General features: G+C 66.9%; 26 protein-coding genes. 15 read left to right on the top strand and 11 right to left on the bottom strand.

What is annotated here, in order from left to right; genetic code table 11:
• Positions 1-10 precede the first annotated feature (10 nt).
• Entirely contained in the window at positions 11-1732 is a 1722-nt protein-coding gene (locus A5727_RS03220) for an N-acyl-D-amino-acid deacylase family protein (RefSeq protein WP_068244338.1), read from the bottom strand.
• A gap of 22 nt (positions 1733-1754) precedes the next feature.
• Here A5727_RS03220 and A5727_RS03215 point away from each other — a divergent pair, with 22 nt between their 5' ends.
• The gene (locus tag A5727_RS03215) at positions 1755-2147 is read left to right on the top strand and encodes a VOC family protein (RefSeq protein ID WP_068244396.1); all 393 of its coding nucleotides are present in this window, start codon (positions 1755-1757) and stop codon (positions 2145-2147) included.
• A gap of 19 nt (positions 2148-2166) precedes the next feature.
• A complete protein-coding gene (locus tag A5727_RS03210; protein WP_068244335.1) occupies positions 2167-2676 on the top strand; it encodes a mycothiol transferase in 510 nt (169 codons plus the stop codon).
• An 8-nt stretch (positions 2677-2684) separates the two neighbouring features.
• Here the strand turns inward: A5727_RS03210 and mbtM are convergent, their stop codons facing one another.
• Both mbtM and A5727_RS03200 read right to left on the bottom strand, forming a co-directional pair.
• A complete protein-coding gene (mbtM, locus tag A5727_RS03205) occupies positions 2685-4259 on the bottom strand; it encodes a long-chain-fatty acid--ACP ligase MbtM (RefSeq protein ID WP_068244332.1) in 1575 nt (524 codons plus the stop codon).
• On the bottom strand, positions 4256-4582 hold the full coding sequence (locus tag A5727_RS03200; RefSeq protein ID WP_286150014.1) for an acyl carrier protein: 327 nt from the start codon (positions 4580-4582) through the stop codon (positions 4256-4258). The genes mbtM and A5727_RS03200 overlap by 4 nt, the downstream gene beginning before the upstream one ends.
• A 417-nt stretch (positions 4583-4999) precedes the next feature.
• Between A5727_RS03200 and ppk2 the strand changes: the two genes are divergently transcribed.
• On the top strand, positions 5000-5860 hold the full coding sequence (ppk2, locus tag A5727_RS03195) for a polyphosphate kinase 2 (RefSeq protein WP_157521192.1): 861 nt from the start codon (positions 5000-5002) through the stop codon (positions 5858-5860).
• Between the two features lie 31 nt (positions 5861-5891).
• Positions 5892-6743: a hypothetical protein gene (locus tag A5727_RS03190; protein WP_068244326.1), complete on the top strand. Its 852-nt coding sequence runs from the start codon at positions 5892-5894 to the stop codon at positions 6741-6743.
• A 50-nt stretch (positions 6744-6793) separates the two neighbouring features.
• On the opposite strand, the gene A5727_RS03185 is transcribed toward A5727_RS03190, so the two are convergent.
• From A5727_RS03185 to A5727_RS03170, 4 genes are all read right to left on the bottom strand, one after another.
• The gene (locus tag A5727_RS03185) at positions 6794-7135 is read right to left on the bottom strand and encodes a hypothetical protein (protein WP_068244323.1); all 342 of its coding nucleotides are present in this window, start codon (positions 7133-7135) and stop codon (positions 6794-6796) included.
• Positions 7136-7172: 37 nt separating this feature from the next.
• Complete coding sequence (locus A5727_RS03180; RefSeq protein ID WP_068244320.1) at positions 7173-8684, bottom strand: putative alpha/beta hydrolase; 1512 nt, start codon at positions 8682-8684, stop codon at positions 7173-7175.
• Complete coding sequence (locus A5727_RS03175) at positions 8663-8989, bottom strand: DUF2563 family protein (protein WP_068244317.1); 327 nt, start codon at positions 8987-8989, stop codon at positions 8663-8665. The genes A5727_RS03180 and A5727_RS03175 overlap by 22 nt, the downstream gene beginning before the upstream one ends.
• A gap of 61 nt (positions 8990-9050) precedes the next feature.
• Positions 9051-11069, bottom strand: coding sequence for a prolyl oligopeptidase family serine peptidase (locus A5727_RS03170; protein WP_068244314.1), 2019 nt, complete (start codon positions 11067-11069; stop codon positions 9051-9053).
• A gap of 35 nt (positions 11070-11104) precedes the next feature.
• Here A5727_RS03170 and A5727_RS03165 point away from each other — a divergent pair, with 35 nt between their 5' ends.
• The 5 genes from A5727_RS03165 (at position 11105) to A5727_RS03145 (ending at position 14826) form a co-directional block, all read left to right on the top strand.
• On the top strand, positions 11105-11596 hold the full coding sequence (locus A5727_RS03165; protein WP_068244311.1) for a DUF779 domain-containing protein: 492 nt from the start codon (positions 11105-11107) through the stop codon (positions 11594-11596).
• A 62-nt stretch (positions 11597-11658) separates the two neighbouring features.
• Positions 11659-11937: a putative holin gene (locus tag A5727_RS03160; RefSeq protein WP_068244308.1), complete on the top strand. Its 279-nt coding sequence runs from the start codon at positions 11659-11661 to the stop codon at positions 11935-11937.
• Complete coding sequence (locus tag A5727_RS03155) at positions 11930-12466, top strand: hypothetical protein (protein ID WP_231991935.1); 537 nt, start codon at positions 11930-11932, stop codon at positions 12464-12466. Before A5727_RS03160 ends, A5727_RS03155 begins: the two co-directional genes overlap by 8 nt.
• 57 nt (positions 12467-12523) lie before the next feature.
• Entirely contained in the window at positions 12524-13918 is a 1395-nt protein-coding gene (gene lpdA / locus A5727_RS03150; RefSeq protein WP_068244302.1) for a dihydrolipoyl dehydrogenase, read from the top strand.
• Complete coding sequence (locus A5727_RS03145; protein ID WP_068244300.1) at positions 13918-14826, top strand: hypothetical protein; 909 nt, start codon at positions 13918-13920, stop codon at positions 14824-14826. The genes lpdA and A5727_RS03145 overlap by 1 nt, the downstream gene beginning before the upstream one ends.
• An 8-nt stretch (positions 14827-14834) precedes the next feature.
• Here A5727_RS03145 and A5727_RS03140 read toward each other — a convergent pair whose 3' ends face one another.
• Positions 14835-15383 (bottom strand): carboxymuconolactone decarboxylase family protein, encoded by a 549-nt coding sequence (locus tag A5727_RS03140; RefSeq protein WP_068244297.1) that lies wholly within the window; start codon positions 15381-15383, stop codon positions 14835-14837.
• Positions 15384-15405: 22 nt separating this feature from the next.
• Positions 15406-16821 (bottom strand): acetate metabolism transcriptional regulator RamB, encoded by a 1416-nt coding sequence (gene ramB, locus A5727_RS03135; RefSeq protein WP_068244293.1) that lies wholly within the window; start codon positions 16819-16821, stop codon positions 15406-15408.
• A 136-nt stretch (positions 16822-16957) separates the two neighbouring features.
• Here ramB and A5727_RS03130 point away from each other — a divergent pair, with 136 nt between their 5' ends.
• From A5727_RS03130 to A5727_RS03115, 4 genes are all read left to right on the top strand, one after another.
• Complete coding sequence (locus A5727_RS03130; RefSeq protein ID WP_068244290.1) at positions 16958-17779, top strand: acyl-[acyl-carrier-protein] thioesterase; 822 nt, start codon at positions 16958-16960, stop codon at positions 17777-17779.
• Between the two features lie 294 nt (positions 17780-18073).
• Positions 18074-19360, top strand: coding sequence for an isocitrate lyase (gene aceA / locus A5727_RS03125; RefSeq protein ID WP_068244287.1), 1287 nt, complete (start codon positions 18074-18076; stop codon positions 19358-19360).
• Between the two features lie 88 nt (positions 19361-19448).
• A complete protein-coding gene (locus A5727_RS03120) occupies positions 19449-20312 on the top strand; it encodes a 3-hydroxybutyryl-CoA dehydrogenase (RefSeq protein ID WP_286150013.1) in 864 nt (287 codons plus the stop codon).
• A 169-nt stretch (positions 20313-20481) separates the two neighbouring features.
• Positions 20482-21357 (top strand): cyclopropane mycolic acid synthase family methyltransferase, encoded by an 876-nt coding sequence (locus A5727_RS03115; RefSeq protein WP_068244284.1) that lies wholly within the window; start codon positions 20482-20484, stop codon positions 21355-21357.
• A 54-nt stretch (positions 21358-21411) separates the two neighbouring features.
• On the opposite strand, the gene A5727_RS03110 is transcribed toward A5727_RS03115, so the two are convergent.
• Positions 21412-22269 carry a polyphosphate kinase 2 family protein gene (locus A5727_RS03110; RefSeq protein WP_068244281.1) on the bottom strand — a complete coding sequence of 286 codons (858 nt, stop codon included), beginning with the start codon at positions 22267-22269 and terminating at the stop codon, positions 21412-21414.
• Positions 22270-22293: 24 nt separating this feature from the next.
• The gene (locus tag A5727_RS03105) at positions 22294-22995 is read right to left on the bottom strand and encodes a TetR/AcrR family transcriptional regulator (protein ID WP_068244278.1); all 702 of its coding nucleotides are present in this window, start codon (positions 22993-22995) and stop codon (positions 22294-22296) included.
• 208 nt (positions 22996-23203) lie between these two features.
• On the opposite strand from A5727_RS03105, the gene A5727_RS03100 reads away from it, so the two are divergent.
• Together A5727_RS03100 and A5727_RS03095 are read left to right on the top strand one after the other, a co-directional pair.
• Positions 23204-24502 (top strand): DUF445 domain-containing protein, encoded by a 1299-nt coding sequence (locus tag A5727_RS03100; protein ID WP_068244386.1) that lies wholly within the window; start codon positions 23204-23206, stop codon positions 24500-24502.
• Between the two features lie 94 nt (positions 24503-24596).
• Positions 24597-25013, top strand: a complete 417-nt coding sequence (locus A5727_RS03095; protein WP_068244275.1) for a helix-turn-helix domain-containing protein — start codon at positions 24597-24599, stop codon at positions 25011-25013.
• Positions 25014-25049: the final 36 nt, after the last annotated feature.

Below are 25049 nucleotides of genomic sequence, written 5' to 3'. Positions count from 1 at the left end.
CGTGAAGGGGTCACGCAGCCGGCGCGGGCTGCCTGCCCCGCACCAGACGGCCCGGGCGCGCCTCGGTGGGCACGCCGTGCTCGGCGATCACCTGTCCCGAGACGACGGTCGCGACGTAGCCGTCGGCGGTCTGATCCAGCCGGCGTCCACCGGCGGGCAGGTCGCTGACGACCACGGGGCGATGCAGGCGCAGGGCCTCGGCGTCGATGACGTTGAGATCGGCCTTGTAGCCGACGGCGATTCGGCCGCGATCGGCAAGCCCGGCCACCCGGGCCGGCGCCGAGGTGAGTTCACGGACGGCGTCGACCACCGACATGCGGCCGTGGGAGCGGTCGCGCACCCAGTGGGTCAGCAGATACGTCGGGAACGACGCGTCGCAGATCATGCCGTAGTGCGCGCCGCCGTCGCCCAGGCCCAGCACGACGTCGTCGCGGCGCAGCAGTTCGGCCACAGTGTCCAGAGAGCCGTCGCGGAAGTTGGCCAGCGTCACCAGCAGCATGGCGTGGCCCTCGTCGTCGAGGACCCGGTCGTAGGCCTCCTCGAGCGGGCTGACGCCGCGGGCGCGGGCGCGGGCCCCGATGCTGTCGGCCGGGTCGGGTTCGTAGTTCGGCTGCTCGCCCAGCGGGAACATCCAGTCCCACAACTGTGCGGCGAACATCAGCGGATGGCCGGCGCCGGGGGAGTCGGCCAGAATGCGTTGGCGCACTTCGGGTCTGCGCATCTGGGCGACCCGCTCGGCCAGCGGCAGGTGCGCGATCTCCTGATAGGACGGGTACAGCACGAAGGGGTTGCCCGACAGCTCCAGACCCAGCACCAGGCCGATGGGGCGCGGGAAGATCTGGGCGGTGATGTCACCCCCGTTTGCATTGGCCTTCTCGACCATGGTCAGTGCGTCGAGGAAGTATGGTTCGCCCGCGTTGCCGATCGCCAGCGTGAACGTGACGGGCAGACCGACGTCGGTGGCGACGTCGAAGACGGTCTGCAGAACCGGCTCGTAGTCGCCGGCCACCAGGTCGGGGACGAACTGGATCAGACCGCCGCCGGCGTCGCGGACACCGCGGGCGATCGCCTCGATCTCGGCCTGGTCGGCGTCGTAACTCGGGATCGGCTTGCCGCTGATGGTCTTGTGCAGCGTGAACCGCGACGACGCGAAGCCCAGCGCACCGACCTCGACGGCCTCGGCGGCCAGCTTGCGCATCTGCGAAAGGTCCTCAGGGGTGGCGGGTTCGCGGTCGACGCCGCGCTGGCCCATGACATACACCCGCAGCGGCGAGTGCGGCAGGAGGGCTGCCACATCGATGTCCCGCTGCCGCGACGCCACGGCGTCGAGGAACTCGGGGAAGGTCTCCCACGTCCACGGAAGGCCGTCGACCATCACCACACCGGGGATGTCCTCGACGCCGGCCATCACGTCGACGAGCACGTCGTGGTCGGACGGGCGGCACGGCGCGAAGCCGACGCCGCAGTTGCCCATGATCGCGGTGGTGACGCCATGCGCCGACGACGGGGTCAGCCGGTCGCTCCAGATGGCCTGGCCGTCGTAATGCGTGTGCAGATCGACGAAGCCGGGGGTGACCAGCAGACCGGTCGCGTCGATCTCCCGGGCGCCTGCCTGATCGACCGTGCCGACGGCGGCGATGACGCCGTCGGCAACGGCAACGTCACCGACGAACGGAGGACTGCCGACACCGTCGACGATGGTGCCGTTTCGGATGATCAGATCGAACGTCATACGTCGAATGTACGGTGGCGACATGATCGATCACCTGGGAATCAACTGTGCGGACTGGTCCGCGTCGCAGGAGTTCTACGACAAGGTGCTGGGGGTGCTGGGCTTCACGCGCCAGCTTGACCACGGCGTGGCCGTCGGCTACGGACGTGACGGCCATCCCGCGTTCTGGATCGCCGATGCCGCGGCGGGCGAGACCAGGGGACAGTCCAATCGCGAGGTGCACATCGCGTTCGTCGCCGACAGCCCCGAAAGCGTGCAGACCTTCTTCCGCACCGCGCTCGCACTCGGGGCCGAACCGCTGCATGAACCGCGTCTGTGGCCCGAATACCACCCGAACTACTACGGGGCGTTCGTGCGCGATCCCGACGGCAACAATGTCGAAGCCGTTTTCCATGGCGGGGGTCCCGCGCAGTAGCCCGGCGTAGCGTCGAGGCATGGCCACCAACGAAGCAGTTCAAGAACTTCTCCGCGACTTCTTCACGCGCCTGATCGAACACGTCGACGAGTTGACCGAGGACCTGTCCGAGGCCCAGGCGACCTACCGGCCCACCCCGGACGCCAACACGATCGCGTGGCTGATCTGGCACAGCGCGCGGGTTCAGGATGCGCAGGTCGCCGACATCGCCGGGGTCGATCAGGTGTGGACCAGCGAGGGCTGGGTGGACCGCTTCGGCCTCGACCTGCCCCGCGACGACACCGGCTACGGTCACTCCGCCGACGATGTGGCCAAGGTGGTGGTCGTGGCCGAACTGCTCGCGGGCTACCAACACGCCGTGCACGCCATGACGCTGGACTACGTGACGACTCTGACCGATGAGGAGTTGGCCCGCATCGTGGACCGCAACTGGGACCCACCGGTCACGGCATCAGCCCGCCTGGTCAGCATCATCGACGACTGCGCCCAGCATCTGGGGCAGGCCGCCTACGTGCGCGGCCTCCTTTAGCACTGAACTCAACCTGCCAAGGTGCGTTGCACCTCGAGGCGGCGCAGCTTGCCCGACGACGTTCGCGGCAGCGTCCCGGGTTCGACGAACAGCACCTTGGCCGGCAGCACGCCGCACTCCGAAGCGACCCTGCGCACCAGGTTGATTCGGGTCTCCTCCTCGTCGCCGCCCCGGAACTCCGCGGCGATGAACAGGCCCGGACGCGACGAGTTGGCCGTGCCGACCGCCACCACGCCACCGGCCCGCACGCCCGGCACCTGACCGGCGATCCGCTCGATCTCACTGGGGAACACATTGCGGCCCGCGATGTGGATGAGTTCCTTGACGCGTCCGCACACCACGAGCCCGTTGGGCGTGAGATACCCGAGATCGCCTGTGCGGAACCAGTCCTCGCGGTGAATCGGTGGTGATTCGAGGTAGCCGTCCATCATCGACGCGCCGCGGATCTCGACCTCGCCGACATCGCGGCCCACGGCCTCGGACACCGGGATGTCGACGGGGCGGATGCGCACCTCGATGCCGGGAATGGGTTGGCCCAGGATGGCGTGCCGACGCATCCGGCCCCCGTCGTGGGGCGCGTCGACGTCGACCTCGTCGAACTGCAGGCCGTCGCCTGGGCGCGTGATCGACACCGCGCACGTCGACTCGGCCATGCCGTAGGCCGGGCACATCGAGCGGGCCTCAAAACCGAACCTGGACATTGCGTCGCCGAATCGCTGCATACCGGCGCAGTCGACGGGCTCGCCCCCGTTGAGCGCGAATCGAACTGCGCTCAAGTCGGTTTCGGGAAGACGGCTGGCGTATCTGCCCAGCACGCTGAACGCGAAGTTCGGCGCGGCGGTCAGGGTGGCGTGACTGGTTCCAAGCCAGGTGAGCCAGCGGAACGGCAGCGCTGAGAACGCCGACGTCGGCGCCTGCCACATCGGCAACCCCGAGAGCGCGCACGTGAGCAGGAACGTCAAACCCATGTCGTGGTACAGCGGCAGCCAGGAACAGCCGACGTCACGGATCGGGTTGACCGCGATGCGCTCAGTGATGCCCGTGAGGTTGGCCAGGACGGCCTCCGCGGACAGGCACGCTGTCTTGGGTGTTCCGGTCGAACCCGCGGTGCCCTGCAGGATGGCGGGGCGACGGGTGTCGGACGGGGACAGTGACGTCGACCGGCGAGGAGGTGCTGCGGCACTGAGGTCGTGCACCGGCCCGGCGCCGACACCCCGCAGGTCACGCAGACGTTCCCCGTGACTGAACACCGTTGATACGCCGATGTTCTGGCATCGCTGCAGGGTTGCGGTGGCCCACTGGGCTGGGTCGGCACCGCGCACCGGACCGGGCAGCAGCGCCACGCTGGCTCCGGCCAGCCATCCACCGAATATCGCCGCGAGCAGTTCCACGGTCGGCTCGCCCACCAGTGCGATGGCGTCCGCCGCACCGGTGTCGTGGACGGACTCAGCGAAATTCTCTGCGCGGCAGTGCACCTCGCCCCACGGATGGGTGCGCCAGGTTTCCCCGTCGGAGTCGAGCACATACAGATCATGCGCGGAGGACGTCATCGCCGCCGACATCCGTCGCATCAGTACGCTCATCGGCGCCCTCGGCTTGTCGAGATCCTCTGCGTGAGCGCGTCATCGAGCTCGCCGATGGTGTCGACGCAGTGAAGTTCCGCTTCGGTCAGTGTGATGCCCCACCTGTCCTCGATCGCCACCGCCACGATTGCCAACGCGATCCAGTCGAGCCCCATATCGCTGACCAGGCGTGACTGGCGGTGAATCCGCGCCGAGTCGATATGCAGTTCGTGACAGAGGATTTCGACCATTCCGGTGCTCACCGTCAGATGTCCAAGGGGGTCCATGCCGGCGGACGCTACTGGGGATCCCGGGCGACGACCAGAGGTTCCTCGGCGCGACATCGCCGACAGCGAAGTGGTTCGCGGTGCTCGTAGGTGGCCTGGGCGTGTCGACATCGGCGGGCTGGAGGTTCACGAACACGGCCGGCGCGCGTGCGGCGGAGCCCCGAAACCAGACATGTGTAATGCCGCGGTCTCGAGAATGTCGCAATTGCCGGTCATTGCCGCGGGGTGAGGGGCGGGCGAGGTCATGAGCATTTCGTCCGGCGACCTCCACGGCGATTGCAAAGGTCAGGCGTTGGTCGCAGCGGCGTGACGCCACTGTTGAACTACGGCGCGTCGTCGAAGGGCCTGAGCAGAGCGGGGCGACCGTCGTCGCAGTCCCGGTGCACGACGCCGAAGCGCACATTCAGCAACAGAAAAACTTGATGTTCATCCTCTGGACAACCTCGCGTGCCCAGGCGCCGTTACCGTGTGCCGGTGCTGCACGTCGATCCCAGCCTCAGGTACACCGTCCGCGACGATGACGACGACGATCCGGTGCTTCTGCAGCCGGGTGGCGAGATTGTCGACACCTGGCGGGAGAACTACCCCTACGACGAGCGGATGAAGCGCACCGATTACGAGGAGCAGAAGCGTCTGCTCCAGATCGAACTGCTCAAGCTGCAGAAGCATGCTCAGAGTCAGGGAGATCGGCACGTCATCGTGTTCGAAGGCCGTGACGCGGCGGGCAAGGGCGGCACGATCAAGCGGTTCACCGAGCATCTCAACCCGCGCGGGGCGCGAGTCGTGGCACTGGAGAAGCCCACCGAGAAGGAGCGGACTCAGTGGTACTTCCAGCGTTACGTCGAGCATCTGCCTGCGGCCGGGGAGATCGTGCTCTTCGACCGGTCCTGGTACAACCGGGCTGGAGTCGAACGGGTGATGGGGTTCTGTACGCCCAAGCAGCATGCGGAGTTCATCCGGCAGGCACCGCTTTTCGAGCAGATGCTGGTCAACGACGGCATCAGCCTGACCAAACTGTGGTTCTCGGTCACGCAGTCCGAGCAGCGCACGCGGTTCACCATCCGTCAGGTGGACCCGGTCCGGCAGTGGAAACTCTCGCCGACCGATCTGGCGTCGCTGGACAAGTGGGACGACTACACCGCGGCCAAAGAGGACATGTTCGCCTGGACCGACACCGAGATCGCGCCGTGGACCGTGGTCAAGAGCAATGACAAGAAGCGCGCCCGGATCAACGCCATGCGGTACGTACTCGGTAAGTTCGACTACGACAACAAGGACTACGACGTGGTCGGTCATGCCGATCCGTTGATCGTGGGTCGCGCGCTCGCCGACTGAGGTGCCCCGCCCACGAGGGAGGGGACGCCCGATGCGTGTTGTGCTGACGGCGTTGTTGTGGCTGGTGGCCACGGCAGCGCTCGCCGTGGCGCTGCCGTCGGCGTGGGCGCAGAAGAACCTCATCGATCTCGATGGGTATGCGGCGTTCACCGAGCAGGCGGCCGCCGACCCGATGCTGCAACGTGCCGTCGCGAACGAACTGACCACCCAGGTGGTGAACCTCGGGTACACGGGTAACGAGCGCGCCATCTCACTGGTCGCGTCGACCTACACCGCGAGTTCGGCCTTCCCCGGACAGTTCGCACAGGCCAATCGGTTGGCCCACCGCTGGATGTTCACCGACACGGTGTCGTCGGACACCGACCCGCAGGGGCGCTGGGTGATCGACGTGGCGCCCATGCTGCAGGACTCGCAGTTCACTGAAACCCTGCAGCGGTTCAACATTTCAGTGCCGCAGAGCCTTCCGGTGCCGCTCACCCAGAACGCACCGGATTCTGTTCGGCCAGGCCAACTTCGGCCGGTCGCGACGTGGGCACCGTGGGTCAGCGTCGGCTCGGCGGTGCTCGCCGGGGTGTGCGCGCTGCTCACGTTGGCATCAGCGCGCTCAAAGGGCAGGGGCCTGGCCGCACTCGGGGTGTCGGGCCTGCTGGTCGGGGCCGCCGGCTGGGCGGGCCTGGAGGTCGGGCGCCGGCGCGTCGATTCGGCGCTGTCCGGCACCAGCGGGGACATCCGTCAGATCGCCGACGCCCTCCTGCGGCACGTCACCGACAGCATGCATCAGTGGCTCAACATCACGCTGGCGGCCGGGGGAGCGCTGGTGGTCCTGGGCGTGATGTTCGCTCTGCTGGGTGGTATCGGTCGGACGGTGCGCACGCCCAACTGATTCAGTCCCTGGGTGCGCGTGACGGTGGATCGTCGGGGTCACGAGTCCGTTCACAGCTCAGGCCTTTGGCGCCGCGACGGAGGGCGGTCAGGGCCGCGGTTCTCCGGCATCGCGAAGATCCTGCCGCGGAATCTGAGGTGGCTGGTGTACCGAACTGCGGTCATCAGCAGGAGCAGGCCCACGCACCCGCAGACGAACAGGCCGAACTGCCACGCCGGCCAGATGACGAGGAAAGAGAACACCACCGCGATCCCCGCGCCGGTCCAGAACAGGCGCCGCATGATGACATCTGGGGACAGGGTCCTCGACGGAAACAGCGGGAAGAACGCCGACACGCTCGCAAGTGCCAATCCCAGCCCGAACAGCGTCATGAACACGTCTTCTGCCGTCACCCGAACCACCTCCCCCTCGTGATGTTCTGTCGCATTGTCACGGATTGTCGAACTGTCGACCCACCCAGGCTCCGCCCATTCCGGCGAGGCCGTCCCAATCCCCGATGCCACCGAACAGGATGGTGGCGCCCACCGCGGCGACGGCCGTTCCAACCGGTCCGAAGAATGACCCGGCCGCCACTGTGGTACCCCAGCCCGCAGTGACTCCGCCGACAGACCTGCCCAGCTCGCGACCGAGATCTTCGGCGCTGCCGCCCGCTCGGTAATCCTGGACCGCGCTCCACGCCTGGTATCCGGTCAGGCCCACGCTGGCCGTCCCAGCAATTCGTGACAGGACCTTGGCGTCGTCGGGTGTGAGAAACCTCGGCGTACCGTGAACGCCGGGCGTGATGCCCTTGGTGTAGGCGTCCGTTCCTGTGGCTGTCAGCCCCCCGGGCGTCATGAGGTCCAATACCACCTGGTTGGCCCCGTCACCGGACATCCCGGCAGCAACCAGCCCGTTGCGGGTCTCGATCACCACCGCCGCCCGGGCGTCGCGTTCAGCGACGTTCATGAACTCGGTGGCCTGATCGGGTGTCATGGGCGCAACCGGGTACCGGCTGCCGTCGGGTAACCGGACCAGGCCCTGCTCGAGCTGGGCCTGCATGTCGAGGCGGTTGCGCGCCCGGACCCGGGCATCCGCACCGGTGAGCGGATCGACCGGCAGCGGCCCGACGAAGTTGGCCATCCGGAAATCGTCGAGGCGCTCCCCGGCCACGCGCCGCGCCTCGGAGTCGGCCGCGGGGTCGGTGACGGTGTCGAAGTCCCGCAACCGGGCCGCGGCGTCGGCCTTCTCCGGCGTCATCTCGCCGGGCGTGTTGACCAGCGCCTCATCCGTGGCGCGCTGGTTGGCCTCGTAGAACTGCTCGGCAGTGCGGCCGCGCTGTCCGGGGCCCGCCTCCGCGTCGCCGTCGACGTCCTCGATCGCGGCCGGGTCGTACCCGTGCTCGAGCCGCAGCGTCGCCTCGGCCCGCTGCAACCGGCTGCCATAGGCGTCACGGTGTCCTTGGATGGAATCGCAGGTGCTGCTGGTGTTCTCGATGGCTCGGTCCTCATACGCGGACACATCGGCATCGCCGTCGCGCGACAACGCGTCGCCGATCAGCATGTCCAGATACCCGAGCTGACCATTGAGCTTGTCGATCTTCAGGTCCGACATACGCTGCGCCTCAGCCAGATCCGCGGCGATCTTCTGCAGCGTGGTTGCGATGGCGGGCAGTTCGTCCTTCTGTATCCGCAGACTCAGCGCGACCCGCCGCAGCTCGGCCGAATCGTTGATGGGGAACTCGCCGTTCTCGCGGTTCCAGGACCGGTGGAAGCGCTCCGCGGCCGCGACGAACTCGGTCTCGGTCTCGACGAGGCAGTCGGTGGTGGCCCGGAACGCGCGCGCCAATTCAGCGATCTGGCCGGGATCACCGGCACGCAGGGTGGCGTCCAGCGCCCACGGGTCACCAGCGGCGGTGACCAGCTCGGGGACGCTGATGTGGGTCAGGGCTGGGTATTGGACCACAGCTGCGACCGAACCTGTTCCAGAACTGCACGGTTGCGCCGTTCCATCTCGTCGAACGACGACGCGATGACGTGTGTCTTATCGCCCAGGACACCCAAGCGCCTCTCCTGCCGGCGCAGTTGCTCGCCGTGCCGGGTGTGCGCTCCCGCCACGGACGCGCCGAACGCCTGAGCGCCCGCGAAATCGCCGAACATCCCGCCGGTCACGCGCGATCTCGTCAGCGCTGTCGCGCCCTCGTCGGCGAATCCGGCCGCGGCGTAGGAGTGCTGAGCCCCCGTCCGCATCTGCCCGGTGTGGACCTGCATGTGTCACCCCCTCGGTGCGAGAACGTACCGAGGTGAACCCTACTGACGGGGCGGGATCTGTCTATTCACCCGAGGTGAGCACGCGATGCAGGAAGGAGTAGCTCAGCGCCGACTTGAACGCGGTCTGCGCGTTGTCGGCCGCGCCGGCGTGCCCGCCCTCGATGTTCTCGTAGTACCGCACGCGGTGCCCGGCGGCCTCCAAGGCGGCCGTCATCTTGCGGGCATGCCCGGGATGTACGCGGTCATCGCGCGTGGATGTGGTCATCAGCAGCGCCGGGTAGTGCTTGTCGGACGAGATGTTCTGGTAGGGCGAGTACTTCGACATGAACTCCCAGTCCGCAGGCTCGTCGGGGTTCCCGTACTCGGCGACCCAGGAGGCTCCGGCCAGCAGCAGATGAAAGCGCTTCATGTCCAGCAGGGGCACCTGGCACACCAGCGCGCCGAACTGCTCGGGGTACTGCGTCAGCATGACGCCCATCAGCAGGCCGCCGTTGCTGCCGCCCTGCGCGCCCAACTGCCCGACGGTGGTGATTCCGCGCGTGACGAGATCCGCTGCGACAGCGGCGAAGTCCTCGTACACCTTGTGGCGGTTCTCGCGCATCGCCTGGGTGTGCCACTGCGGGCCGTACTCGCCGCCGCCGCGAATGTTGGCCAGCACGTACGTGCCACCGCGCGAGAGCCAGAGGCGGCCCAGCACCCCGTCGTACCCCGGGGTGCGGGCGACCTCGAAACCGCCGTATCCGCCCAGCAGGGTGGGCCGTGGCCCGGTGGCGTCCCGCGGGCCGACCACGAAGTAGGGGATCGCGGTCCCGTCCGCTGAGGTGGCGAAATGCTGTGTGACGCTGATGTCCTCGGCGTCGAAGAATGACGGCGCCGCCTTGACGACCTCGAGTGGTCCGTCCGCGGGGCCGCACAGCAGGCGTGACGGTGTGTCGAATCCACTGGAGTCCAGAAACACCTCGTCGCCGTCCGGGTCGGTGGCGACGATGACGGTGTTGGTGTTGTCCGGGATTCCCGGGACGGGCGTGCGGGTCCACGAACCCGGCGTGACCACCTCGACGCGGCTGGCGACGTCGGCCAGGGTCACCAGGACCAGCCGGTCCCGCGTCCAGGCGTAGTGCAGCAGCGCGGTGTGCGCATCCGGTTCGAACACCGTCGTCAACTGCGTTGTCCCGGAGATGAACTCGTTGTAGTCGGCGGCCAACAGCGCGCCGGCCGGGTGTTCGTCGGTGCCGACGAACCACGGACTGCGCAGTTCGATCAGCAGCTGGTCCCGGTGCACCGAGACCGACGCGTCGGTGGGTGCGTCGATCCGGATCAGCTCGTCGGCCCGCAGCTCGTAGACCTCATCGTTGAAGAAGTCGACGGCCCGGCGGATGAAGGTGCGTTCGAAGCCCGGCGTGCGGTCGACCGCCGCGGCGACGATGACGTCCTGCGGCGAACCGGAGAACAGCGTCTCGGCGTCGGCCAGCGCCTGCCCGCGCCGCCACCGCTTCACCAGGCGCGGATACCCCGAGTCGGTCAGGGACCCCTCGCCGAAGTCGGTGCCGATCAGCACGGTGTCGGGGTCGGCCCAGGTGATGTTGGTCTTGGCCTCGGCGACCTCGAATCCGCCGTCGACGAACTCGCGTGTGACCATGTCGAATTCACGCACCACCGCGGCGTCGGACCCGCCGCGCGAGAGGCTGATCAACGCGCGGGTCAGATCGGGCTCGATCACGTCGGCTCCGGCCCACACCCAGTTGGTGTCGTCGGCCGCGGCCAGCGCGTCGACGTCGATCAACACGTCCCACTCCGGCGAGTCGGTGCGGTACTGCTCCAGCGTCGTGCGGCGCCAGACACCGCGCGGATTCGCCGCGTCGCGCCAGAAGTTGTACAGGTGCTCACCGCGGCGCCGCACGTAGGGGATGCGGCTGTCGGTGTCGAGGACCTCCAGTGCCTCGGTGCGCATCCGCTCGAATTCGTCGTCGCACAGTTCGGCGAGGGTGGGGTCGTTGTGCGCGCGCACCCAGTCGAGGGCGGCCTCGCCGTCGATGTCCTCCAGCCACAGGTACGGGTCAACACCACTTCGCTCGGGCATCCCGCCATTGTGGCCGCGGCAGTACTGTGATGCGCATGGAGGTCCCCCCTCGTGTGCGCCTGACCCGGGCCGCCGCCGAACAGTTGGCACAGCTGCAGCAGCGCACCGGGCCGGTGATGTTCCACCAGTCCGGCGGCTGCTGCGACGGATCCTCACCCATGTGCTACCCCGACGGGGACTTCGTGGTCGGCGACCGCGACGTGCTTCTCGGCCTGCTCGACGTGACCTGCGAACCGCAGCCCGAGGGCGTGCCGGTGTGGATCTCCGGACCCCAGTTCGACGTGTGGAAGCACACCCAACTGGTGATCGATCTGGTGGCCGGCCGGGGCAGCGGCTTCAGCTTGGAGGCCCCCGACGGGGTGCGATTCCTGTCCCGGGGGCGGGCGTTCACGGCCGACGAGACCGCGCAGTTGGAGCATCTGCCTGCGATTACCGGCGCGCAGTTCGAGCAGGGGGTGCGACCGCCCGGGCCGCGTGGAGACGTGGTGGCCCACGCCGCTGACGCCTGTCCGATACCGAATCGGTAACTGTCCGGCCACGGCACGCGTGGGCGTGAAGTCCTCGGCGCGCAGCGTCGTACGGTGCAGGAGTGATACCCCTTCCGAGGGCTTGGCAACTGAGCGCCGCGACGCTGATCGGCGCGGCCGTCGGCGTGGTGCTCGGCGTCGCCGTGACGCTGTTGGTGCACGCCTCGGTCCGCCCGGACGCGGCGATCGCCGTCGTACTCGGAGCCCCCACGATCCTGGGGATGGCGCTGATCCTGACGTCGGGCCGGCGGTGGGTGACCGCAGTCGGCGCGTTCGTCGCGGCGATCGCGCCGGGCTGGTTCGCGGCGCTTGTCCTGATTCAGGTGGTGCATGGTGGCTGAGTCCAGATCACCGTGGTTCACCCCGTTCGACACCGAGTCGCTGCCGCTGACCGAGCCGCATCACGCGCCGATCTTCGACACCGGTCCGCATCCGGCACCGCTCGGCGGTGGCGACGTGCTCGTCGCCGAACAACCCGGGCCGGAAGCCGTCGATTCCGGGCCGCAGGACCTGCCCGAGGTCTCTGAGCCGATTCCTGTGCCGGTGCCGCCCGCGGTGGTGCCCGGCCAGTATCTGTACGTGAAATGGTGGAAGTTCCTGCTGGTCACAGCGGGTGTGTGGGCTGTGGCTGGGGCAGCCGGGCTGGGCTTCTACTACTGGTGGTTCCACGCGGTGGACAAGACGTGGCCGGACTTCTCAGTGCTCGTGTACGTCATCGCGTGTGTGGTGGCCGCGCTGCTGTTGTCGACCGCAGAGCAGAAGCCCCGGCTGGCCATGGCCTCGATTGCGGTGCTGACCGCGCCGTTCGCGTCGGGGGCCGCGGCCGCGGCGCTCTACGGCATGTACGTCTTCGGCTGGCTCACCCCCTGACCGCCTGCGACCAGGATCCGTCCGCGCAGCGTGGACCGCACCACTAGGCTGGTCGCCGTGACTCACTATGACGTTGTTGTGCTCGGAGCTGGACCTGGTGGATACGTTGCGGCGATTCGCGCCGCTCAGCTTGGCTTGAACACCGCGATCGTCGAACCGAAGTACTGGGGCGGCGTGTGCCTCAACGTGGGGTGCATCCCCTCCAAGGCGCTTCTGCGCAACGCCGAACTGGCTCACATCTTCACCAAGGAGGCCAAGACCTTCGGCATCAGCGGTGAGGCGACGTTCGACTACGGCGCGGCGTTCGACCGCAGCCGCAAGGTCGCCGACGGCCGGGTCGCCGGCGTGCACTTCCTGATGAAGAAGAACAAGATCACCGAACTGCACGGGTACGGCAAGTTCTCCGACGCCAACACCCTCGTCGTCGATCTCAACGAGGGCGGCACCGAGACAGTCACCTTCTCCAACGCCATCATCGCGACCGGCAGCAGCACGCGCCTGGTGCCGGGTACGTCGTTGAGCGAGAACGTCGTCACCTACGAAAGCCAGATCCTCTCGCGTGAGCTTCCGGGGTCGATCATCATCGCCGGGGCCGGCGCAATCGGTATGGAGTTCGCCTACGTCCTGAAGAACTACGGCGTCGACGTCACGATCGTCGAATTCCTGCCGCGGGCACTGCCCAACGAGGACGCCGAGGTGTCCAAGGAGATCGAGAAGCAGTACAAGAAGCTCGGCGTGAAGATCCTGACCGGGACCAAGGTCGAGAAGATCACCGATGACGGGTCGACGGTCACCGTCGCGGTCAGCAAGGACGGCAAGACCGACGAACTCAAGGCCGACAAGGTGCTGCAGGCCATCGGGTTTGCGCCCAACATCGAAGGTTTCGGCCTGGAGAACACGGGCGTGCAGTTGACCGACCGCAGGGCGATCGGCATCGACGACTACATGCGCACCAACGTGCCGCACATCTACGCCATCGGTGACGTCACCGGGAAGTTGATGCTCGCCCACGTCGCCGAGGCGATGGGCGTGGTCGCGGCCGAGACCATCGGCGGCGCCGACACCCTGGCGCTCGGCGACTACCGGATGATGCCGCGCGCGACGTTCTGTCAGCCCCAGGTCGCCAGCTTCGGTCTCACCGAACAGCAGGCCAAAGAAGAGGGTTACGACATCGTCGTCGCGAAGTTCCCGTTCACCGCCAACGGCAAGGCGCACGGTCTGGCTGACCCCACCGGTTTCGTCAAACTGATCGCCGACAAGAAGTACGGCGAACTGCTCGGCGGCCACCTGATCGGCCCCGACGTCTCCGAGCTGCTGCCCGAGCTGACGCTGGCCCAGAAGTGGGATCTGACCGCCAACGAACTGGCCCGCAATGTCCACACCCACCCGACACTGTCGGAGGCACTGCAGGAGTGCTTCCACGGATTGGTCGGACACATGATCAACTTCTGATGAAGACTCTTCTCCTCACCGCGGCGTCCGCCCTGGTCATGCTGGCCGGGGCGGTGCCTGCGGCGGCATCGCCGGAGGCGCCGAATCTGCGCGAGTACAAAGCGGTTCCGGTGGAACCGTTTCTCGACACGGCCGCCAACGGTGGTGAGGTGTACTTCCAGACGCCTGATGGCCTGCTGTGTGCCATCCGGCCCGCGCAGGGGAGGGCCGGATGTGACGGCGCCCTGCCCGGCGTGCCCCCGGCGGTCAACGAGATCGTGCTGGCCGCCGACCAACCCCAGCGCGGTCTGCGTGCGACGCCGAATCCGGGCTTCGTCAAACCGACGGGTGCGGCCGCGCGCGTGTTGACCGTCGGCCACAAGCTCACCTTCGCCGACTTCGAGTGCGCCGTGGGCGAGGGGGCGAAGACCGTGTGCACCAAGGGATCACCCGTGACGGCGTGGATGACGATCTCGCCCGACGGCACCGGCATCGGACCGCGCACCCCGGGCCTGCCCGCCGGGGTGCCCGACCCCAACGACTTCATCGGCAGCGACGACAGCTACACCGTGGGTGTCGGCCCCAAGAACATCTTCCCGGTGTTCACCGTCGGCGGGCTGACCTGCCGGATGGCGATGTACAGCGGCGGCGAGATCGGTTGCAACGGAAGTCTTCCGGGCGTCGCCGGTGGTGACGACGAAGTGTTCGTGCAGCTTCCGGGAGTGGCCGGAACGCGGAAGGCGGGCAGTCCGCCGTTCAGCACGCCGGCGTATCCCGGCGACATCCGCGAACTTCCGACCGGGCATCGCATCGACGCCTTCGGTGCGACCTGTATGGCGACCGAGGACGGCGGGGTGGCCTGCGTGGGCTCCGCGGGTGGGCCGATGCACGGGTTCGTCGTGTCGGCCGAGAGCGTGAAGACCTTCTGACCCCGCTGTCAGTCGGGGAAGTCCATCGGCAGCTTCAGGGTGTTCATGGTGGCCGCCAGACCGTCGTATTGTGCTGCCAGCAGACAGAATTCGATCAACTGGCGGCGGTTGAACTGAGCCGAGAGCGTGGCCCACGTCGGCGCGGACACCTCACGCTCGAGGATGAACTCGTCGGTCGCGCGGATCAGGATCCGATCCTTCTCGGACAACCCCTCCGCCTCCGGACCTTCGAAGATCCTCTGCTGCAGGTCCGCGTCGAGACCGCGGGAGCGGGCCAGGCGCCGGTGCTGCTGCAGTTCGTATTCGCACTGGCGCAGGTGGCCGACGCGCAGGATCACCACCTCGGCGTCGCGCCGCGACAGCCGCCCCCAGTACAGCAGAACTCCCGAATAGGGCAGCCAACTCCAGAACAGCAGGCTGTGCCGCGACATGGCGTTGAACAGATGGAACTGCGGCGCACGGATTCCGCGCGCACCGAGCGCGCAGATCGCCCAGTTGATCGGTCCGACGTCACGCAGCGTGCGGGTCACCGGGACCCGCGTGGGTTCGAGTGTCATCGCGCTCCACGGTACGGGTGCGTCAACCCCGCTTGACCAGATAGGGCGAGACCGTCGACCGGTGCTCGTCGAGATCGAGGGCGCGCCCCAGTGCGGGGAACGCCCGTTGCGGGCAGTTGTCGCGCTCGCAGACCCGGCATCCGGCGCCGATGGGGGTGGCGTTCTGGCCGGAGAGGTCGAGTCCCTGCGAGTAGACGAGTCGTCCGGCGTGCCGCAGTTCGCAGCCCAGCCCGATCGCAAAGGTCTTGCCCGGCTGGCCGTACCGCGCGGCGCGCCGTTCGACGGTTCGTGCGACCCACATGTAGCTGCGGCCGTCGGGCATCTGCGCGATCTGCACCAGGATCTTGCCCGGGTTGGCGAACGTCTCGTAGACGTTCCACAGGGGACAGGTGCCGCCGGTGGAGGAGAAGTGGAAACCCGTGGCGGACTGGCGTTTGGACATGTTGCCGGCGCGATCCACCCGGACGAAGGAGAACGGCACCCCCCGCATCGACGGCCGCTGCAGCGTCGAGAGCCGGTGGCAGATGGTCTCGTAGCTCGTCGAGTAGAAGGCCGACAGGCGCTCCACGTCGTAGCGGAAGTTCTCGGCGACCTCATGGAACTGCCGATAGGGCAGCACGACCGCGGCCGCGAAGTAGTTGGCCAGTCCGAGTCTGGCCAGGGTGCGTGACTCGGCGCTGGTGAACTTGCCCTCCTCCACGAGGCTGTCGATGAGGGCGCCGAACTCCAGGTGGGCCAGCTCGGAGGCCAGCTTGAACACCTGCTGTCCCGTCGACAGGTGGGCGCTCATCTCCAGCGTCTTGGTCTCCGGGTCGTATCGGTGCAGTACGGTGTCGCCGAGGTCGATGCGCTTGACGATCCGCACGCCGTGCAGCTGCGAAAGCCGCCGCGCGATGTCGCCTGCCATGTCTCCGCGGTGCAGGCGCATCCTGCCGGTGAGGTCCTCGGCCGCGGTGTCGAGTTCATGCAGGTAGTTCTGCCGTTGGTAGAAGAAGTCGCGAACCTCTTCATGCGGCATCGTGATGGCCCCACTTCCGCTGCCGTCGTTGAAGCGGTCCTCGGTCGCCACGGCCAGCTGCGCCGCGGTGAGGCGGTAGCGACGGTGCAGGTTGACCATGGCCTTGGCCAGGTCGGGGTGGGCATTGACCACCTCGGCGATCTCGGGCAGGTCCAGGTCGATGCCGAGGTCGCGGTCCAGCGTCACCTCGCGCAACTCCGCCACCAGGCGGGTGTCGTCCTGCGAGGCGAAGAAGGTCGCGTCGACGCCGAAGACCTCGGTGATGCGCAGCAGCACGGCGACCGTCAGCGGCCGAACGTCGTGTTCGATCTGGTTGAGATAGCTGGGCGAGATCTCCAGCATCTGCGCCAGCGCGGCCTGACTGAAGCCCCGTTCGCTGCGGAGTTGCCGGACCCGCGAGCCCACATACGTCTTGGACACCGAGGTCAGGGTACCGCGCTGCTAACGGGTGCTTCGCATGATTGGCAACGTGGCTGTGTCAGTCCACATTGGTTCGCAACGGCTGGTTTGGCATGATCGCGCCCAGGGTGGAGGACGCGGGGTTGAAGGGAATGCGATGGCTGACAGCAGTGCGACGACAACGGGACTGGGCAAGACCCTGATGCCGGTGCCGGACCCGCATCCGGACGTGTTCGACGTGGAGTGGCCCCTGCGGATGGCCGACGTCGACCGCGACGCCAGGCTCCGGTTCGACGGCGCCGCGAGGCACATCCAGGACGTCGGCCAGGACCAGCTGCGTCAACTCGGCTATGAGGACGTGCACCCGGCGTGGATCGTCCGGCGCACGATGATCGACCTGATCGAGCCCGTCGTCGGGCCGGAGATCCTGCGGCTGCGGCGCTGGTGTTCGGGAACGTCGAACCGGTGGTGTGAGATGCGGGTGCGCCTGGAGGGGAAGCGGAATGGAGGCCTCATCGAATCTGAGGCGTTCTGGATCCACTTCAGCCGCGAGACCCAGGGGCCGTCGCGCATCTCGGAGGACTTTCTGGCGGGCCTGCGGCGCACCACCGAGGTGGACCGGTTGCGCTGGAGGGCCTATCTCAAGGCGGGCTCGCGCGAGGACGCCGAGCAGGTGCGCCGGTTCCCGGTGCGGGTCACCGACATCGACCTCTTCGACCACATGAACAACGCCGTGTACTGGAGCGTGGTCGAGGACTTCCTCGCGACCACCCCGGAACTGTTGAAGGCTCCGCTGCGGGTCACCATCGAGCACGACTCCGCGGTGGCGCTGACCGACGATCTGGAGATCCTGCTGCACACCTATCCGCCCGGGTCGACCGACAAGTTCGGTGCCGAGCTCGTCGACCGGACTGTTAGAACGCTCACATATGTGGTCGGAGACGACGTCAAAGCCGTCGCAGCGCTCGTCGCGCTTTAACAGTACGTTTGTCCTGTGTTTTGGCGGGGTGACCTGCGTCGATGAAGTTACTGATGAGTAGCGACTGAACCGGTTCAGCGCGGCTGATCTTCGCAAGATTTGCAAATAATCCACTCGTCGTTGCCAAAGTTGGCAATCGAAACGGGTGGACCTGCGCATATAGACAGTGGCATCGTGGGTTCAGCACACCAGTGAAGCCGCTGGGGCGTTAACAAACCGGCGATCCCGGCAACGCCTCAGCGACTTGCAATCACGCAGAGTCGCACGTTTGAACGCTTCTTGAGGAGGCAGCCCATGTCCACCGTTGGCACCCCGAAGTCCCCCGAACAGATCCAGCACGACTGGGACAACAACCCGCGCTGGAAGGGCATCACCCGCACCTACACGCCGGCCGACGTCGTCGCGCTGCAGGGCTCCGTCGTCGAGGAGGCCACCCTGGCCCGCCGCGGCGCCGAGGTGCTCTGGAACCAGCTGCACGAGATGGACTTCGTCAACGCGCTGGGCGCGCTGACCGGCAACATGGCCGTCCAGCAGGTGCGCGCGGGCCTCAAGGCCATCTACCTGTCGGGCTGGCAGGTCGCCGGTGACGCCAACCTGTCCGGTCACACCTACCCCGACCAGAGCCTCTACCCGGCCAACTCGGTGCCGCAGGTCGTGCGCCGTATCAACAACGCGCTGCTGCGCGCCGACGAGATCGCCAAGGTCGAGGGCGACCGCTCGGTGGAGAACTGGCTGGCGCCCATCGTCGCCGACGGCGAAGCCGGTTTCGGTGGCGCACTGAACGTCTACGAGCTGCAGAAGGCCATGATCGCCGCGGGCGTCGCCGGCTCGCACTGGGAGGACCAGCTGGCCTCGGAGAAGAAGTGCGGCCACCTCGGTGGCAAGGTGCTGATCCCGACCCAGCAGCACATCCGCACCCTGACCTCGGCGCGTCTGGCCGCTGACGTCGCCGATGTGCCCACCGTCGTCATCGCCCGCACCGACGCCGAGGCCGCCACGCTGATCACCTCCGACGTGGACGAGCGGGACCGCCCGTTCATCACCGGTGAGCGCACCTCCGAGGGCTTCTACCGGATCAAGAACGGCCTCGAGCCCTGCATCGCCCGCGCCAAGGCCTACGCGCCCTACTCGGACCTGATCTGGATGGAGACCGGCACCCCGGATCTCGAGCTGGCCAAGAAGTTCGCTGAGGGCGTCAAGAGCGAGTTCCCCGACCAGATGCTGGCCTACAACTGCTCGCCGTCGTTCAACTGGAAGCAGCACCTGGACGACGCGACCATCGCGAAGTTCCAGAAGGAGCTCGGTGCGATGGGCTTCAAGTTCCAGTTCATCACCCTGGCCGGCTTCCACGCGCTGAACTACTCGATGTTCGACCTGGCCTACGGCTACGCCCGTGAGCAGATGAAGGCCTACGTCGACCTGCAGGAGCGCGAGTTCGCGGCCGAGGAGCGCGGCTACACCGCCACCAAGCACCAGCGCGAGGTCGGCGCCGGTTATTTCGACCGCATCGCCACCACCGTGGACCCCAACTCGTCGACCACCGCGCTCGCGGGCTCGACCGAAGAGGGCCAGTTCCACTGAGAAGTGCAGCACAGGCCCCGCCCAGATGTCTGGGCGGGGCCTGTTGCATGCTGTCCAGCATCAGACGAAGCGGTTGGGAGATCAGCAGGTGAGTACAGAACCGATCACGCGCGTGGGAGTCGTCGGCGCGGGCCAGATGGGCGCCGGCATCGCCGAGGTGACGGCGCGGGCCGGTGTGGACGTGCGGGTGTTCGAGACCAGTGAGGCCCTCGTCACGGCCGGTCGCAGCCGGATCGTCAAGTCCCTTGAGCGGGGCGTGAGCTCCGGCAAGATCACCGAGAAGGAGCGCGACCGTGCGCTGGAGAGCCTGAGCTTCACGACGGAGTTGAGGGATCTCGCCGACCGGCAGCTGGTGATCGAGGCCGTCATCGAGGACGAGGCGGTCAAGGGCAGGATCTTTGCCGAACTCGATGAGCTGATCACCGATCCCGACGCCGTGCTGGCCTCGAACACCTCCAGCATCCCGATCATGAAGATCGCGGCCGCGACGAAGAATCCGCAACGCGTCGTGGGTCTGCACTTCTTCAACCCCGTTCCGGTCCTGCCGCTGGTTGAACTCGTCAAGACTCTCGTCACCGCCGAGACCGCGCTCGAGCGCACCGAGAAGTTCGCCAGCGAGATCCTGGGCAAGCAGGTTGTGCGGTGCTCGGACCGCTCCGGTTTCGTGGTCAACGCACTGCTGGTGCCCTACCTGCTGTCCGCGGTCCGGATGGCCGAGGCCGGTGTCGCCACCGTCGAGGACATCGACAAAGCGGTGGTTGCCGGACTGTCCCATCCGATGGGGCCGCTGCGGCTGTCGGACCTGATCGGACTGGACACCCTCAAGCTGATCGCCGACAAGATGTTCGACGAGTTCAAGGAGCCGCTATACGGGCCGCCGCCGCTGTTGCAGCGGATGGTCGAGGCGGGTTTGCTGGGCAAGAAATCAGGTCAGGGATTCTATAAGTACTGACGTCGCGGAAAGTCGACGCGCTTTGGCGTGAAGCCGCCGAGTTGGTTAGCCTGTCGTGCGTTGGACTTTCGGGTCCGGGTCGGGGAGTGGGTGTCGGCAGACGCCCGCCTGTTGTCGGAGCTGCTAGCTCAGACCCGCGCATTTTCTAGAACAAGGAGTGTCACGGAGCATGTCATCGGTCGAACCGGACCTTGCGCCCTACTACGAGGAATCGCAGTCGATCTACGACGTCTCGGACGAGTTCTTCGCGCTGTTCCTCGACCCCACCATGGGGTACACCTGCGCCTACTTTGAGCGCGACGATATGACCCTCGAGGAGGCCCAGATCGCGAAGTTCGATCTGGCGCTGGGCAAACTGAACCTCGAACCGGGCATGACGCTGCTCGACGTCGGTTGTGGCTGGGGCGGCGCCCTGCGTCGCGCCGTGGAGAAGTTCGACGTCAACGTCATCGGCATCACGCTGAGCAAGAACCAGAGCGAGTACAGCCGCAAGCTCCTGGGCGGACTCGACACCAAGCGCAGCGTCGAGATCCGGCTGCAGGGCTGGGAGGAGTTCACCGACAAGGTGGACCGCATCGTCTCGATCGGAGCGTTCGAGGCCTTCAAGGCCGAGCGCTACCCGCTGTTCTTCGAGCGCGCTTACGACATCCTGCCCGACGACGGCGGCCGGATGCTGCTGCACACGATCCTGGCGCACACCCAGGCGTTCTTCCGCGAGAACAACATCAAGCTGACCATCAGCGACCTGAAGTTCATGAAGTTCATCGGTGAGGAGATCTTCCCCGGTGGACAGCTTCCGGCCGTCGAGGACATCGAGAAGCTGGCCGCGGATTCGGGCTTCACCCTGGAGCGCACCCACCTGCTGCAGCCGCACTACGCGCGCACGCTGGACATGTGGGCCGAGAACCTCGAGAACGCCCGCGACAAGGCCATCGAGATCCAGTCCGAAGAGGTCTACAACCGCTACATGCACTATCTGACCGGGTGCGCGGACTTCTTCCGCCGCGGCATCACCAACGTGGGTCAGTTCACGCTGGTCAAGTAGTCTTCAGCGCTTTCTTTCGCCGGGTGTCAGCCATGACACCCGGCGAAAGTGCTTTCAGGAGGCGGCAAGCCTCTTCTTCTCGGCCTCCACGTCGAAATCCGCTGGCGGCCAAGACAAGTCAAACGACTTCAACGCCTCGATCAGCAGTTCGGTCACCGCCAGCCGGCTGTACCACTTGCGATCGCACGGCACCACATGCCACGGCGCCCATTCGGTCGACGTCCTGTCCAGCACGGCCTGATAGGCCTCCTGGTAGGCCGGCCACAGCGCGCGCTCGTCGAGGTCGCCGGGGTTGTACTTCCAGTACTTGTCGGGCCGGTCCAGCCGCTCGGCGAGGCGCTGCTTCTGCTCCTCGAGAGAGACGAACATCGCGACTTTGACGATCGTGGTCCCGGCCTCGGTGAGTTCGCGCTCGAACGCGTTGATCTCGTCATAGCGGGCGCCCCACACGTCGGGCGGGACGAGGTTGTGCACGCGCACCACGAGGACGTCCTCGTAGTGCGATCGGTCGAAGACCCCGACCAGGCCGGGGCCCGGCAGCGCCCTGCGGATCCGCCACAGGTAGTGGTGTGCGCGTTCCTCGGCGGTCGGGACGCCGAAGCTGGTGTACCGGATGCCCATCGGGCTGCCGGCTCCCACCACGTGCTCGACGATGCCGCCCTTGCCCGCGGTGTCCATGCCCTGCAGCACCAGCAGCACCGAGCGGGTGTCGCCGGCGCGGCCGTTGGCGTACAGCATCTCCTGCAGTTGCGCGAAGCGCGCGTTGCGTTCGGCCTGCAGCGCCGGTGCGTCGGCCTTACTGCCCTGGAAGCCGGGGGTTGAGTTGGTGTCGATGTCGGAAACCTTGTCGCCGGGAGCGAACGCCAGGATGCGGTGTGGCTCGTGGGTCCACAGCGACGGGAGATCGGCCATACGACCGCAGCCTAGAGGACGGGCTCACACCATGGGCGGCGGCAGCACCGGCGGGGGATGGGGCATGCTGTTGAACCGCTCCAGGGACCCGCCCGCCTCGACGATGCCGCACAGCGCGTTCCAGGCCAGCATCGTCAGGTAGTCGATCAGCTCATCCGACGACATCCGCCGGTGCGACATCCAGGAGTGCGTGGCCAGCTGCACGCCACCGACGATCATGTACGCCCACGGCTCGACACCCTTGGTGTCCATGCCGACTCTCTGCATGCGGCGCCGGAACATCACGGCCAGCATTCCGGCGATGATTCGTTCGCTGTCGGCGATGACTTTGCTTTTGCTGGCGGAGCTGTTTGCGAAGACAAACGGATAGATTTCGGGCTCCGCGGCGACGGTCTCGACGTAGACCCGGATGATCTCGCGAACCAGGTCGTACCCGTCCAGATCGGTGGACAGCGCGGCGGCCATGTTGGGGATCAGGGTGGTCTGGGCGAACCGCATCATCACGGCCGTCGTCAGGTCGTTCTTGTCGACGAAGTAGCGGTACAGAACAGTCTTGGACACGCCGATCTCGGCCGCTATCTCGTCCATGCTCACGTCACGGCCGCGGGACCTGATGGCCTCAAGGGTGCCGTCGACCAACTCGTTGCGTCTGTCGACCTTGTGCTGATGCCAGCGCCGTTTGCGGCCGTCGACACGGACGGCGCCCGGTTCGGTTCTCTGAGCCACTGTGGTGCGGATCCGTTCGGTAGGTGCACTTCATAATACGGGCCGACCCGGTACGCGGTGAGTTCACAGTCACATTAACTGGTCCGGTCGATCTCGGTGTCGCGGCTCGACCATGGCGGATGATGGTGAGGTGGCACATCGACCGGAGTTGCCGGGGTCAAGGAACGGCGGATCCGCGCTGCCGTCGCTGTTGGCGGGCGCGACCGCGATGTCGGAGTCGCGGGGTTCGCTGGCGGAGTCGTTCGCGGGGGCCGATCCTGTCGCTGACGAGGAGAGGCGGCGCGCGCTGCGCCGGATGAAGCTCGTCGCACTGGGCTTCCTGCTGGCCGCCACGGTGATCTTCCTGGCCTGCACGTGGGCTCAGAAGGGCGGCGGGGCACCGGGCTGGGTCGGCTACGTGCGGGCCGCGGCCGAGGCGGGCATGGTCGGTGCGCTCGCGGACTGGTTCGCCGTCACGGCGCTGTTCAAACACCCGCTCGGAATCCCCATCCCGCACACCGCGATCATCCGGCGCAAGAAGGACCAGTTGGGGGAGGGTCTGGGGACCTTCGTCCGGGAGAACTTCCTGTCCCCCGAGGTGGTCGAGACCAAGCTGCGGGACGCCGATGTGCCCAGCCGGCTCGGCAAATGGCTCGCCGAGCCCGCACACGCCGCACGGGTGGCCAGCGAGGCCGCCACGGTGCTGCGGGTGCTGGTCGAACTGCTCAACGACGATGACGTTGCGCAGATCATCGACCGGATGATCGTGCGCCGCATCGCCGAACCGCAGTGGGGACCCCCGGTGGGGCGCGTGCTGGCTCAGCTGCTCGCCGAGAACCGCCAGGAGGCGCTCATCCAGCTGCTGTGCGACCGCGCCTTCCAGTGGTCGCTGAACGCCGGCGAGACCATCGAACGTGTGGTCACTCGGGATTCGCCCAGTTGGTCGCCGAGATTCGTCGATCAACTCGTCGGTGACCGCATCCACCGCGAGCTGATGGACTTCACCGACAAGGTCCGGCGCAATCCCAACCACGAACTGCGCCAGTCCGCCACCCGGTTCCTGTTCGAGTTCGCCGACGATCTGCAGAACGACGCGGCGACGATAGCCAAGGCCGAGAACGTCAAGGAGCAGCTGCTGGCCCGTGACGAGGTCGCCCGGGCCGCCGAGACGGCATGGAGGACCCTCAAGCGTCTGGTTCTCGACGGTGTCGACGATCCGTCGAGCACGCTGCGCACCCGCATCGCCGACTCCGTGGTGCGGATCGGTGAGTCGCTGCGCGACGATGTCGAACTGCGCGACAAGGTCGAGGCCTGGCTCGTGCGCGGCGCGCAGCATCTGGTCGGGCAGTACGGCGTCGAGATCACCTCGATCATCACCGAAACCATCGAGCGCTGGGACGCTGACGACGCCAGTCGCAGGATCGAACTGCACGTCGGCCGTGACCTGCAGTTCATTCGAATCAACGGCACCGTGGTGGGCTCGCTGGCCGGCCTGGTCATCTACTCTGTGGCACAAATCATATTCTGACCTGCGCTAGCAAGTGCTTGCAATTGTTAGCACCCGGTGTACAGTGGCAATTGTCAGGTTCTGACAGTCGCAACACGTACGAGGAGGGGGTGCCATGTCGCAGGACGAGAAGCTTGCCGCCGTGGTGACCAACGCCGCCTCCGACATCGGCAGCTTCATCCGGACCCAGCGCGAAGCCGCGCAGGTCTCGGTTCGGCAGCTCGCCGAGAAGGCCGGTGTCAGCAATCCGTACCTGAGCCAGATTGAACGCGGATTGCGCAAGCCCTCTGCCGAGGTGCTCAACCAGATCGCCAAAGCGCTGCGGGTCTCCGCCGAAGTGCTCTACGTCCAGGCCGGAATCCTCGAGCCCGGGCAGGGCAACGCGGTGCGGGACGCCATCGTCGTCGACGTCGCGATCACCGAGCGTCAGAAGCAGGTGCTGCTCGACATCTACAACTCGTTCCTGCAACAGAACGAAGCGGCGGTGGCCCCAGCCGAACTAGCCGCGGGTGAGGAGTCGACCACTGACTGATCGATGTCCCACCACCGCTGAATGAATGCCCGACCC

This window comes from Mycobacterium sp. ACS4331 (assembly GCF_001667265.1).
In the GTDB taxonomy this organism is placed as follows: domain Bacteria; phylum Actinomycetota; class Actinomycetes; order Mycobacteriales; family Mycobacteriaceae; genus Mycobacterium.
This window is presented reverse-complemented; position numbering and strand designations above follow the sequence as displayed.

What these genes read in the sequence shown, in the direction of transcription:
- A5727_RS03200 (WP_286150014.1), bottom strand. Translation starts at nt 4,582, where the DNA reads ATGTCGCGCCGAGGAACCTCTGGTCGTCGCCCGGGATCCCCAGTAGCG.
- mbtM (WP_068244332.1), bottom strand. Translation starts at nt 4,259, where the DNA reads ATGAGCGTACTGATGCGACGGATGTCGGCGGCGATGACGTCCTCCGCG.
- A5727_RS03115 (WP_068244284.1), top strand. Translation starts at nt 20,482, where the DNA reads ATGTCATCGGTCGAACCGGACCTTGCGCCCTACTACGAGGAATCGCAG.
- A5727_RS03165 (WP_068244311.1), top strand. Translation starts at nt 11,105, where the DNA reads ATGGAGGTCCCCCCTCGTGTGCGCCTGACCCGGGCCGCCGCCGAACAG.
- A5727_RS03170 (WP_068244314.1), bottom strand. Translation starts at nt 11,069, where the DNA reads ATGCCCGAGCGAAGTGGTGTTGACCCGTACCTGTGGCTGGAGGACATC.
- A5727_RS03095 (WP_068244275.1), top strand. Translation starts at nt 24,597, where the DNA reads ATGTCGCAGGACGAGAAGCTTGCCGCCGTGGTGACCAACGCCGCCTCC.
- A5727_RS03190 (WP_068244326.1), top strand. Translation starts at nt 5,892, where the DNA reads ATGCGTGTTGTGCTGACGGCGTTGTTGTGGCTGGTGGCCACGGCAGCG.
- aceA (WP_068244287.1), top strand. Translation starts at nt 18,074, where the DNA reads ATGTCCACCGTTGGCACCCCGAAGTCCCCCGAACAGATCCAGCACGAC.
- A5727_RS03140 (WP_068244297.1), bottom strand. Translation starts at nt 15,383, where the DNA reads ATGACACTCGAACCCACGCGGGTCCCGGTGACCCGCACGCTGCGTGAC.
- A5727_RS03175 (WP_068244317.1), bottom strand. Translation starts at nt 8,989, where the DNA reads ATGCAGGTCCACACCGGGCAGATGCGGACGGGGGCTCAGCACTCCTAC.
- A5727_RS03145 (WP_068244300.1), top strand. Translation starts at nt 13,918, where the DNA reads ATGAAGACTCTTCTCCTCACCGCGGCGTCCGCCCTGGTCATGCTGGCC.
- A5727_RS03215 (WP_068244396.1), top strand. Translation starts at nt 1,755, where the DNA reads ATGATCGATCACCTGGGAATCAACTGTGCGGACTGGTCCGCGTCGCAG.
- A5727_RS03110 (WP_068244281.1), bottom strand. Translation starts at nt 22,269, where the DNA reads ATGGCCGATCTCCCGTCGCTGTGGACCCACGAGCCACACCGCATCCTG.
- A5727_RS03100 (WP_068244386.1), top strand. Translation starts at nt 23,204, where the DNA reads ATGTCGGAGTCGCGGGGTTCGCTGGCGGAGTCGTTCGCGGGGGCCGAT.
- A5727_RS03220 (WP_068244338.1), bottom strand. Translation starts at nt 1,732, where the DNA reads ATGACGTTCGATCTGATCATCCGAAACGGCACCATCGTCGACGGTGTC.
- A5727_RS03210 (WP_068244335.1), top strand. Translation starts at nt 2,167, where the DNA reads ATGGCCACCAACGAAGCAGTTCAAGAACTTCTCCGCGACTTCTTCACG.
- A5727_RS03130 (WP_068244290.1), top strand. Translation starts at nt 16,958, where the DNA reads ATGGCTGACAGCAGTGCGACGACAACGGGACTGGGCAAGACCCTGATG.